Below are 8,981 nucleotides of genomic sequence, written 5' to 3' on the forward strand. Positions count from 1 at the left end.
ACCCTGATCCACCCGATCGCGATGGACGACGGTCTGCGTTTCGCAATCCGTGAAGGCGGCCGTACCGTTGGCGCGGGCGTTGTTGCTAAAGTTCTGGGCTAATTAATTACCCTGAATTGAAAAGGGCGCTTCGGCGCCCTTTTTGTTTTTATATTACCCGGTAATTTTGGTTACGTTCGCTCTTTACCGTTTACAATTGTGCTATTGTAATCATAACTATTCTCATTTACACTGCGCATAATTTGAACGGGAGCGATCATGTACGTTTGTTTATGTAACGGTGTCAGCGATAAAAAAATCCGCCAGGCAGTACGCCAGTTTCATCCGCAGTCATTTCAGCAACTGCGTAAATTTATTCCTGTTGGGAATCAGTGCGGTAAGTGTGTTCGCGCCGCGCGCGAAATCATGCAGGATGAATTGATGCAGATCCCGGAATACAAAGAGATTGCTTAAAGCGTCATCTTTTTTTTGACTTCCCTTTTAGTCGATCTACGCTTCATGTAGTGGAAGCGGAGGGACTATAAAATGAAAGGTGATATCAAGATAATAAATTATCTCAATAAATTATTGGGAAATGAGCTTGTCGCAATCAATCAGTATTTTCTTCACGCAAGAATGTTCAAAGACTGGGGCCTGATGCGCCTCAATGACGTCGAATACCACGAATCCATCGATGAGATGAAACACGCTGATAAGTACATTGAGCGTATTTTGTTCCTCGAAGGTATCCCAAATTTGCAGGATCTCGGGAAACTGCACATCGGCGAAGATGTGGAAGAGATGCTGCAATCCGACCTTAATCTTGAGCTCGAAGGCGCTAAAGACTTGCGCGAGGCGATTGCCTATGCCGATAGCATTCATGACTATGTTAGCCGTGACTTGATGATCACTATCCTGGCAGATGAAGAGCACCACATTGACTGGCTGGAAACCGAACTGGACCTGATCGCTAAAATCGGTTTGCAGAACTACATCCAGTCGCAGATCAAAGAACAGAGTTAAGCACTCTAATCACAGGCAGCCCGAAAGTCTGCCCGCTAACGCAGAACCCTGCAGCCACCAGAAATGGACCAAATGGCAGCGGGGTTTTTTTATGCCGGTGCGGATTTTTCCAAAGCAGTAACCCGGCAATGATTAACCCACTCGTTGATGCAATCAGAATGATGGCCGACAACCATTGCCATCCATGCCAGGCACCCAGCGCCGCAAGTAGCTTGACGTCTCCATAGCCCAGTCCTTCATTACCGCGCAAGCAGCGGTACAGCCAATAGAAACAGGCAAAGAATCCATAACCCGCCACCGCACCCAGTACGGCATCGGGGAGTGTATCCGGCAAACAAAATACGTTGAACAGCAGGCCGCCCCACAGTAAAGGGCAAGTCAGGCGGTCGGGCAGAAGGTGGGTACGCCAGTCATGCCAGCTAAGGCATCCGCACACCACAATATAAAAAACCATCAATGCAATGGCCATTGGCATCTCCATAAAGACAGGCAGGGGAAGGGTGTGCAAACAATGCCGCTATGACCAAAGAGAAAATAGCGCGAAATGTTTTATGCAGAAGCTGTCTTCAGGCTTATCTGACCCTCTTACATGGCCTCGGCACAAAAATGCGCGCCGGATTCCAGTGCTGAACGTACGAAGAGTAAACAGCGCTTGCTTAAGCTGCGTAATTCCGTATAATGCGCGGGCTTGTCAATATTGACGGCAGGTTCAATCAGAACCGAAGCAATGCAGTTTGTTGCTTAACAATGCTTCCAATTGGGAAGCTATGTAAAAAACGATTACACTCCCCCATCAATCGTAATGGGTGTGAGGAGTAATTATTTTCGTCTATAAATAATTGGAGCTCTGGTCTCATGCAGAACCAAAGAATCCGTATCCGCTTGAAAGCGTTTGATCATCGTCTGATCGATCAATCAACCGCCGAAATCGTCGAGACTGCTAAGCGCACTGGTGCGCAAGTACGTGGTCCGATCCCGCTGCCGACCCGCAAAGAGCGCTTTACCGTTCTGATCTCTCCGCACGTTAACAAAGACGCGCGCGATCAGTACGAAATTCGCACTCACAAGCGTCTGGTTGACATCGTTGAGCCAACCGAGAAAACCGTTGATGCTCTGATGCGTCTGGATCTGGCTGCCGGTGTAGACGTGCAGATCAGCCTGGGTTAATCAGGTCATTGAGCGATTGAGAGGTTGAAACAATGATTGGTTTAGTCGGTAAAAAAGTGGGTATGACCCGTATCTTCACTGAAGACGGCGTTTCTATCCCAGTAACCGTTATCGAAGTAGAAGCAAACCGTGTTACTCAGGTTAAAGACCTGGCTAACGACGGCTACCGTGCAATTCAGGTTACCACTGGTGCTAAAAAAGCTAACCGTGTAACCAAGCCGGAAGCTGGTCACTTCGCTAAAGCTGGCGTTGAAGCTGGCCGTGGTCTGTGGGAATTCCGCCTGGCAGACGGCGAAGAGTTCACTGTTGGTCAGAGCATCAGCGTTGAACTGTTTGCAGAAGTGAAAAAAGTTGACGTAACTGGCACCTCTAAAGGTAAAGGTTTCGCAGGTACCGTTAAGCGCTGGAACTTCCGTACCCAGGACGCTACCCACGGTAACTCCTTGTCTCACCGCGTTCCGGGTTCTATCGGTCAGAACCAGACTCCGGGCAAAGTGTTCAAAGGCAAGAAAATGGCAGGTCAGCTGGGTAACGAACGTGTAACCGTTCAGAGCCTGGACGTAGTACGTGTTGACGCTGAGCGCAACCTGCTGCTGGTTAAAGGTGCGGTCCCGGGTGCAACCGGTAGCGACCTGATCGTTAAACCAGCTGTGAAGGCGTAAGGAGATAGCAATGGAATTAGTACTGAAAGACGCGCAAAGCGCGCTGACTGTTTCCGAAACTACCTTCGGTCGTGACTTCAACGAAGCGCTGGTACACCAGGTTGTTGTAGCTTATGCAGCTGGTGCTCGTCAGGGTACTCGTGCTCAGAAGACCCGTGCTGAAGTAACTGGTTCCGGTAAAAAGCCGTGGCGCCAGAAAGGTACCGGCCGTGCGCGTTCTGGTTCTATCAAGAGCCCGATCTGGCGTTCCGGTGGCGTGACCTTCGCTGCTCGTCCGCAGGACCACAGTCAAAAAGTTAACAAAAAGATGTACCGCGGCGCGCTGAAAAGCATCCTGTCCGAACTGGTACGTCAAGATCGTCTGATCGTTGTCGAGAAGTTCTCTGTAGAAGCACCGAAAACCAAGCTGCTGGCTCAGAAACTGAAAGACATGGCTCTGGAAGATGTGCTGATCATCACCGGCGAACTGGATGAGAATCTGTTCCTGGCTGCGCGCAACCTGCACAAGGTTGACGTACGTGACGCAGTGAGCATCGATCCGGTTAGCCTGATCGCCTTCGACAAAGTCGTAATGACGGCTGACGCTGTTAAGCAAGTTGAGGAGATGCTGGCATGATTCGTGAAGAACGTTTGCTGAAGGTGCTGCGTGCACCGCACGTTTCTGAGAAAGCGTCTACTGCGATGGAAAAAACTAACACCATCGTTCTCAAAGTTGCCAAAGACGCGACTAAAGCAGAAATCAAAGCTGCTGTGCAGAAACTGTTTGAAGTCGAAGTCGAAGTCGTTAACACCCTGGTTGTTAAAGGGAAAGTTAAACGTCACGGACAGCGTATCGGTCGTCGTAGCGACTGGAAAAAAGCTTACGTCACCCTGAAAGAAGGCCAGAACCTGGACTTCGTTGGCGGCGCTGAGTAAGTCGGAGGAGTAATACAATGGCAGTTGTTAAGTGTAAACCGACATCTCCGGGTCGTCGCCACGTAGTTAAAGTGGTTAACCCTGAGCTGCACAAGGGCAAACCTTTTGCTCCGTTGCTGGAAAAAAACAGCAAATCCGGTGGTCGTAACAACAATGGTCGCATCACCACTCGTCACATCGGTGGTGGCCACAAGCAGGCTTACCGTATTGTTGACTTCAAACGCAACAAAGATGGTATCCCGGCAGTTGTTGAGCGTCTTGAGTACGATCCGAACCGTTCCGCGAACATCGCGCTGGTTCTGTACAAAGACGGCGAACGCCGTTACATCCTGGCCCCGAAAGGCCTGAAAGCGGGCGACCAGATTCAGTCTGGCGTTGATGCTGCAATCAAAGCGGGTAACACCCTGCCGATGCGCAATATCCCGGTTGGTTCTACCGTTCATAACGTAGAAATGAAACCAGGTAAAGGCGGTCAGCTGGCGCGTTCTGCAGGTACTTACGTTCAGATCGTTGCGCGCGATGGTGCTTATGTCACCCTGCGTCTGCGTTCTGGTGAAATGCGTAAAGTCGAAGCAGATTGCCGCGCGACTCTGGGCGAAGTTGGCAATGCTGAGCATATGCTGCGCGTTCTGGGTAAAGCAGGTGCTGCACGCTGGCGTGGTGTTCGTCCTACCGTTCGCGGTACTGCGATGAACCCAGTCGACCACCCACACGGTGGTGGTGAAGGTCGTAACTTTGGTAAGCACCCGGTAACTCCGTGGGGCGTTCAGACCAAAGGTAAGAAGACCCGCAGCAACAAGCGTACTGATAAATTTATCGTACGTCGCCGTAGCAAATAATTTTAGAGGATAAGCCATGCCACGTTCTCTCAAGAAAGGTCCTTTTATTGACCTGCACTTGCTGAAGAAGGTAGAGAAAGCGGTGGAAAGCGGAGACAAGAAGCCCCTGCGCACTTGGTCCCGTCGTTCAACGATCTTTCCTAACATGATCGGTTTGACCATCGCTGTCCATAATGGTCGTCAGCACGTTCCAGTCTTTGTTTCCGACGAAATGGTTGGTCACAAACTGGGTGAATTCGCACCGACTCGTACTTATCGCGGCCACGCTGCTGATAAAAAAGCGAAGAAGAAATAAGGTAGGAGGAAGAGATGGAAACTATCGCTAAACATCGCCATGCTCGTTCTTCTGCTCAAAAGGTTCGCCTTGTTGCTGACCTGATTCGCGGTAAGAAAGTGTCGCAGGCCCTGGACATCCTGACCTATACCAACAAGAAAGCTGCGGTATTGGTTAAGAAAGTACTGGAATCTGCCATTGCTAACGCTGAACACAACGATGGCGCTGACATCGACGATCTGAAAGTTGCGAAAATTTTCGTAGACGAAGGCCCGAGCATGAAGCGCATTATGCCGCGTGCGAAAGGTCGTGCAGATCGCATCCTGAAGCGCACCAGCCACATCACTGTGGTTGTGTCCGATCGCTGAGACTCTGGAGACTAGCAATGGGTCAGAAAGTACATCCTAATGGTATTCGCCTGGGTATTGTAAAACCATGGAACTCTACCTGGTTTGCGAACACCAAAGAATTCGCTGACAACCTGGACAGCGACTTTAAAGTACGTCAGTACCTGACTAAGGAACTGGCTAAAGCGTCCGTATCTCGTATCGTTATCGAGCGTCCGGCTAAGAGCATCCGTGTGACCATTCACACTGCTCGCCCGGGTATCGTTATCGGTAAGAAAGGCGAAGACGTAGAAAAACTGCGCAAGGTCGTAGCGGATATCGCTGGCGTTCCTGCTCAGATCAATATCGCTGAAGTTCGTAAGCCTGAACTGGACGCAAAACTGGTTGCTGACAGCATCACTTCTCAGCTGGAGCGTCGCGTGATGTTCCGTCGTGCGATGAAGCGTGCTGTACAGAACGCCATGCGTCTGGGCGCTAAAGGTATCAAAGTTGAAGTTAGCGGCCGTCTGGGCGGCGCGGAGATCGCACGTACCGAATGGTACCGTGAAGGTCGTGTTCCGTTGCACACCCTGCGTGCTGACATCGACTACAACACCTCTGAAGCGCACACCACTTACGGTGTAATCGGCGTTAAAGTGTGGATCTTCAAAGGTGAGATCCTGGGTGGTATGGCTGCTGTTGAACAACCGGAAAAACCGGCTGCTCAACCTAAAAAGCAGCAGCGTAAAGGCCGTAAATAAGGAGCGTCGCTGATGTTACAACCAAAGCGTACAAAATTCCGTAAAGTGCACAAAGGCCGCAACCGTGGTCTGGCGCAGGGTACGGATGTTAGCTTCGGCACTTTCGGTCTGAAAGCTGTTGGCCGTGGTCGTCTGACTGCCCGTCAGATCGAAGCAGCACGTCGTGCTATGACCCGTGCAGTTAAGCGTCAAGGTAAGATCTGGATCCGTGTATTCCCGGACAAACCGATCACCGAAAAGCCGCTGGAAGTGCGTATGGGTAAAGGTAAAGGTAACGTGGAGTATTGGGTTGCCTTGATTCAGCCGGGTAAAGTCCTGTATGAAATGGACGGAGTACCGGAAGAGCTGGCCCGTGAAGCATTCAAGCTGGCAGCAGCGAAACTGCCGATTAAAACCACCTTTGTAACTAAGACGGTGATGTAATGAAAGCAAAAGAGCTGCGTGAGAAAAGTGTTGAAGAGCTGAACACCGAGCTGCTGAACCTGCTGCGTGAGCAGTTCAACCTGCGTATGCAGGCTGCAAGTGGCCAGCTGCAACAGTCTCACCTGTTGAAGCAAGTGCGTCGTGATGTCGCACGCGTTAAGACTTTACTGACTGAGAAGGCGGGTGCGTAATGACCGATAAAATCCGTACTCTGCAAGGTCGCGTTGTTAGCGACAAAATGGAGAAATCCATTGTTGTTGCTATCGAACGTTTTGTGAAACACCCGATCTACGGTAAATTCATTAAGCGTACGACCAAACTGCACGTACATGACGAGAACAACGAATGCGGTATCGGCGACAAGGTTGAAATCCGTGAATGCCGTCCGCTGTCCAAGACTAAGTCCTGGACGCTGGTTCGCGTTGTAGAGAAAGCGGTTCTGTAATACAGTAGCCTTTCTCAATACAAATAAACGGCTCAGCGATGAGCCGTTTATTTTTTCTACCCATATCCAGGAACCGGTGTTATAATGCCGCGCCCTCGATTATGGGGCTTTTTAACGACCCGATTTATTGGGTCCCGAAGTAGTAGTTGACATTAGCGGAGCACTGAAATGATCCAAGAACAGACTATGCTGACCGTGGCCGACAACTCCGGCGCACGTCGCGTAATGTGTATCAAGGTTCTGGGTGGCTCGCACCGTCGCTACGCAGGCGTCGGCGACATCATCAAAATTACCATCAAGGAAGCAATTCCTCGCGGTAAGGTGAAAAAAGGCGATGTCCTGAAGGCGGTAGTGGTGCGCACCAGGAAGGGCGTTCGTCGCCCGGACGGTTCTGTCATTCGCTTCGATGGCAATGCATGCGTTATTTTAAACAATAACAGCGAGCAGCCAATCGGCACGCGTATTTTTGGGCCGGTAACTCGTGAACTGCGTAATGAAAAGTTCATGAAAATTATCTCTCTGGCACCAGAAGTACTCTAAGGAGCGAATCATGGCAGCTAAAATCCGTCGTGATGACGAAGTTATCGTGTTAACCGGTAAAGATAAAGGTAAGCGCGGTAAAGTTAAGAGTGTCTTGTCTTCCGGCAAGCTCATTGTTGAAGGTATTAACCTGGTTAAAAAACATCAGAAGCCGGTTCCGGCCCTGAACCAACCAGGCGGCATCGTTGAAAAAGAAGCTGCTATTCAGGTTTCTAACGTTGCAATCTTCAACGCGGCAACCGGCAAGGCTGACCGTGTAGGTTTTAGATTCGAAGACGGCAAAAAAGTCCGTTTCTTCAAATCTAATAGCGAAACTATCAAGTAATTTGGAGTAGTACGATGGCGAAACTGCATGATTACTACAAAGACGAAGTAGTTAAGAAACTCATGACTGAGTTTAACTACAATTCTGTCATGCAAGTCCCTCGGGTCGAGAAGATCACCCTGAACATGGGTGTTGGTGAAGCGATCGCTGACAAGAAACTGCTGGATAATGCAGCAGCTGACCTGGCAGCAATCTCCGGTCAAAAACCGTTGATCACCAAAGCACGCAAATCTGTTGCAGGCTTCAAAATCCGTCAGGGCTATCCGATCGGCTGTAAAGTGACTCTGCGTGGCGAACGCATGTGGGAGTTCTTTGAGCGTCTGATCACTATTGCTGTACCGCGTATCCGTGACTTCCGTGGCTTGTCCTCTAAGTCTTTCGATGGTCGTGGTAACTACAGCATGGGTGTCCGTGAGCAGATCATCTTCCCGGAAATCGATTACGATAAAGTCGATCGCGTTCGTGGTTTGGATATTACCATTACCACTACTGCGAAATCCGATGATGAAGGCCGTGCTCTGCTGGCTGCCTTTGACTTCCCGTTCCGCAAGTAAGGTAGGGTTACTTCATGGCTAAGCAATCAATGAAAGCACGCGAAGTAAAGCGCGTAGCTTTAGCTGAAAAATACTTCGCTGTACGCGCTGAACTGAAAGCGATCATTTCTGATGTGAACGCTTCTGACGAAGATCGTTGGAATGCCGTTCTCAAGCTGCAGTCTCTGCCGCGTGATTCCAGCCCGTCTCGTCAGCGTAACCGCTGCCGCCAAACTGGTCGTCCGCACGCTTTCCTGCGGAAGTTCGGGTTGAGCCGTATTAAGGTCCGTGAAGCCGCTATGCGCGGTGAAATTCCGGGTCTTAAAAAGGCTAGCTGGTAATTGTCACCAATTGAATCACGGGAGTAAAGACAGATGAGCATGCAAGATCCGATCGCGGATATGCTGACCCGTATCCGTAACGGTCAATCCGCGAATAAAGCTGCGGTCACCATGCCTTCCTCCAAGCTGAAAGTGGCAATTGCCAACGTGCTGAAGGAAGAAGGTTTTATTGAAGATTTTAAAATTGAAGGCGACACCAAGCCGGAACTGGAACTGACTCTTAAGTATTTCCAGGGCAAGGCTGTGGTAGAAAGCATTCAGCGTGTCAGCCGCCCAGGTCTGCGCATCTATAAGAAAAAAGATGAGCTGCCGAAAGTAATGGCTGGTTTAGGTATCGCTGTCGTATCTACCTCTAAAGGTGTTATGACCGATCGTGCAGCGCGCCAGGCTGGTCTTGGTGGCGAAATTATCTGCTACGTAGCGTAATC

At 50.1% G+C, this 8,981-nt stretch carries 20 protein-coding genes; 19 read left to right on the plus strand and 1 reads right to left on the minus strand.

Annotated features, from left to right (window positions below; all coding sequences use genetic code 11):
• The 3 genes from FHW74_RS22435 to bfr all read left to right on the plus strand — a co-directional run.
• A partial coding sequence (locus FHW74_RS22435) for a translation elongation factor Tu (protein WP_023167409.1) occupies positions 1-102 on the plus strand: 102 nt, incomplete at its 5' end.
• 156 nt (positions 103-258) lie between these two features.
• A complete protein-coding gene (bfd, locus tag FHW74_RS22440; RefSeq protein ID WP_125295712.1) occupies positions 259-453 on the plus strand; it encodes a bacterioferritin-associated ferredoxin in 195 nt (64 codons plus the stop codon).
• Between the two features lie 72 nt (positions 454-525).
• Complete coding sequence (gene bfr, locus FHW74_RS22445) at positions 526-1,002, plus strand: bacterioferritin (RefSeq protein ID WP_183172501.1); 477 nt, start codon at positions 526-528, stop codon at positions 1,000-1,002.
• Here the strand turns inward: bfr and FHW74_RS22450 are convergent.
• Complete coding sequence (locus tag FHW74_RS22450) at positions 986-1,456, minus strand: A24 family peptidase (RefSeq protein WP_255459970.1); 471 nt, start codon at positions 1,454-1,456, stop codon at positions 986-988. The two genes, bfr and FHW74_RS22450, sit on opposite strands and share 17 nt — an antisense overlap.
• A 401-nt stretch (positions 1,457-1,857) precedes the next feature.
• Here FHW74_RS22450 and rpsJ point away from each other — a divergent pair, with 401 nt between their 5' ends.
• From rpsJ to rpsH, 16 genes are all read left to right on the plus strand, one after another.
• Positions 1,858-2,169, plus strand: a complete 312-nt coding sequence (gene rpsJ, locus FHW74_RS22455) for a 30S ribosomal protein S10 (protein ID WP_001181005.1) — start codon at positions 1,858-1,860, stop codon at positions 2,167-2,169.
• A gap of 32 nt (positions 2,170-2,201) precedes the next feature.
• On the plus strand, positions 2,202-2,831 hold the full coding sequence (gene rplC, locus FHW74_RS22460) for a 50S ribosomal protein L3 (RefSeq protein ID WP_047372879.1): 630 nt from the start codon (positions 2,202-2,204) through the stop codon (positions 2,829-2,831).
• A gap of 10 nt (positions 2,832-2,841) precedes the next feature.
• On the plus strand, positions 2,842-3,447 hold the full coding sequence (gene rplD / locus FHW74_RS22465) for a 50S ribosomal protein L4 (RefSeq protein WP_002438727.1): 606 nt from the start codon (positions 2,842-2,844) through the stop codon (positions 3,445-3,447).
• Positions 3,444-3,746: a 50S ribosomal protein L23 gene (rplW, locus tag FHW74_RS22470; RefSeq protein ID WP_000617546.1), complete on the plus strand. Its 303-nt coding sequence runs from the start codon at positions 3,444-3,446 to the stop codon at positions 3,744-3,746. The genes rplD and rplW overlap by 4 nt, the downstream gene beginning before the upstream one ends.
• Positions 3,747-3,763: 17 nt before the next feature.
• Entirely contained in the window at positions 3,764-4,585 is an 822-nt protein-coding gene (rplB, locus tag FHW74_RS22475) for a 50S ribosomal protein L2 (RefSeq protein ID WP_000301859.1), read from the plus strand.
• Between the two features lie 16 nt (positions 4,586-4,601).
• Positions 4,602-4,880 (plus strand): 30S ribosomal protein S19, encoded by a 279-nt coding sequence (gene rpsS / locus FHW74_RS22480; RefSeq protein ID WP_001138115.1) that lies wholly within the window; start codon positions 4,602-4,604, stop codon positions 4,878-4,880.
• A gap of 14 nt (positions 4,881-4,894) precedes the next feature.
• Positions 4,895-5,227 carry a 50S ribosomal protein L22 gene (gene rplV / locus FHW74_RS22485; protein ID WP_002438719.1) on the plus strand — a complete coding sequence of 111 codons (333 nt, stop codon included), beginning with the start codon at positions 4,895-4,897 and terminating at the stop codon, positions 5,225-5,227.
• Positions 5,228-5,244: 17 nt separating this feature from the next.
• Positions 5,245-5,946, plus strand: coding sequence for a 30S ribosomal protein S3 (gene rpsC / locus FHW74_RS22490; protein ID WP_000529945.1), 702 nt, complete (start codon positions 5,245-5,247; stop codon positions 5,944-5,946).
• A gap of 12 nt (positions 5,947-5,958) precedes the next feature.
• Complete coding sequence (gene rplP / locus FHW74_RS22495) at positions 5,959-6,369, plus strand: 50S ribosomal protein L16 (protein WP_002438716.1); 411 nt, start codon at positions 5,959-5,961, stop codon at positions 6,367-6,369.
• Entirely contained in the window at positions 6,369-6,560 is a 192-nt protein-coding gene (gene rpmC, locus FHW74_RS22500; protein WP_000644742.1) for a 50S ribosomal protein L29, read from the plus strand. Before rplP ends, rpmC begins: the two co-directional genes overlap by 1 nt.
• Entirely contained in the window at positions 6,560-6,814 is a 255-nt protein-coding gene (gene rpsQ, locus FHW74_RS22505; protein WP_002438707.1) for a 30S ribosomal protein S17, read from the plus strand. Before rpmC ends, rpsQ begins: the two co-directional genes overlap by 1 nt.
• A 168-nt stretch (positions 6,815-6,982) precedes the next feature.
• The gene (gene rplN, locus FHW74_RS22510) at positions 6,983-7,354 is read left to right on the plus strand and encodes a 50S ribosomal protein L14 (RefSeq protein WP_002438705.1); all 372 of its coding nucleotides are present in this window, start codon (positions 6,983-6,985) and stop codon (positions 7,352-7,354) included.
• A gap of 10 nt (positions 7,355-7,364) precedes the next feature.
• Positions 7,365-7,679 carry a 50S ribosomal protein L24 gene (rplX, locus tag FHW74_RS22515; protein WP_183172503.1) on the plus strand — a complete coding sequence of 105 codons (315 nt, stop codon included), beginning with the start codon at positions 7,365-7,367 and terminating at the stop codon, positions 7,677-7,679.
• 14 nt (positions 7,680-7,693) lie between these two features.
• Complete coding sequence (rplE, locus tag FHW74_RS22520; RefSeq protein WP_183172504.1) at positions 7,694-8,233, plus strand: 50S ribosomal protein L5; 540 nt, start codon at positions 7,694-7,696, stop codon at positions 8,231-8,233.
• 14 nt (positions 8,234-8,247) lie between these two features.
• Entirely contained in the window at positions 8,248-8,553 is a 306-nt protein-coding gene (gene rpsN / locus FHW74_RS22525) for a 30S ribosomal protein S14 (RefSeq protein ID WP_002438702.1), read from the plus strand.
• 33 nt (positions 8,554-8,586) lie between these two features.
• Entirely contained in the window at positions 8,587-8,979 is a 393-nt protein-coding gene (gene rpsH, locus FHW74_RS22530) for a 30S ribosomal protein S8 (RefSeq protein WP_125295716.1), read from the plus strand.
• Positions 8,980-8,981 lie beyond the last annotated feature (2 nt).

This window comes from Atlantibacter sp. RC6 (assembly GCF_014193285.1).
GTDB lineage: Bacteria > Pseudomonadota > Gammaproteobacteria > Enterobacterales > Enterobacteriaceae > Atlantibacter.

Coding starts and splice junctions, on each gene's coding strand:
- bfd (WP_125295712.1), top strand. CDS start 259: ATGTACGTTTGTTTATGTAACGGTGTCAGCGATAAAAAAATCCGCCAG.
- bfr (WP_183172501.1), top strand. CDS start 526: ATGAAAGGTGATATCAAGATAATAAATTATCTCAATAAATTATTGGGA.
- FHW74_RS22450 (WP_255459970.1), bottom strand. CDS start 1,456: ATGGTTTTTTATATTGTGGTGTGCGGATGCCTTAGCTGGCATGACTGG.
- rpsJ (WP_001181005.1), top strand. CDS start 1,858: ATGCAGAACCAAAGAATCCGTATCCGCTTGAAAGCGTTTGATCATCGT.
- rplC (WP_047372879.1), top strand. CDS start 2,202: ATGATTGGTTTAGTCGGTAAAAAAGTGGGTATGACCCGTATCTTCACT.
- rplD (WP_002438727.1), top strand. CDS start 2,842: ATGGAATTAGTACTGAAAGACGCGCAAAGCGCGCTGACTGTTTCCGAA.
- rplW (WP_000617546.1), top strand. CDS start 3,444: ATGATTCGTGAAGAACGTTTGCTGAAGGTGCTGCGTGCACCGCACGTT.
- rplB (WP_000301859.1), top strand. CDS start 3,764: ATGGCAGTTGTTAAGTGTAAACCGACATCTCCGGGTCGTCGCCACGTA.
- rpsS (WP_001138115.1), top strand. CDS start 4,602: ATGCCACGTTCTCTCAAGAAAGGTCCTTTTATTGACCTGCACTTGCTG.
- rplV (WP_002438719.1), top strand. CDS start 4,895: ATGGAAACTATCGCTAAACATCGCCATGCTCGTTCTTCTGCTCAAAAG.
- rpsC (WP_000529945.1), top strand. CDS start 5,245: ATGGGTCAGAAAGTACATCCTAATGGTATTCGCCTGGGTATTGTAAAA.
- rplP (WP_002438716.1), top strand. CDS start 5,959: ATGTTACAACCAAAGCGTACAAAATTCCGTAAAGTGCACAAAGGCCGC.
- rpmC (WP_000644742.1), top strand. CDS start 6,369: ATGAAAGCAAAAGAGCTGCGTGAGAAAAGTGTTGAAGAGCTGAACACC.
- rpsQ (WP_002438707.1), top strand. CDS start 6,560: ATGACCGATAAAATCCGTACTCTGCAAGGTCGCGTTGTTAGCGACAAA.
- rplN (WP_002438705.1), top strand. CDS start 6,983: ATGATCCAAGAACAGACTATGCTGACCGTGGCCGACAACTCCGGCGCA.
- rplX (WP_183172503.1), top strand. CDS start 7,365: ATGGCAGCTAAAATCCGTCGTGATGACGAAGTTATCGTGTTAACCGGT.
- rplE (WP_183172504.1), top strand. CDS start 7,694: ATGGCGAAACTGCATGATTACTACAAAGACGAAGTAGTTAAGAAACTC.
- rpsN (WP_002438702.1), top strand. CDS start 8,248: ATGGCTAAGCAATCAATGAAAGCACGCGAAGTAAAGCGCGTAGCTTTA.
- rpsH (WP_125295716.1), top strand. CDS start 8,587: ATGAGCATGCAAGATCCGATCGCGGATATGCTGACCCGTATCCGTAAC.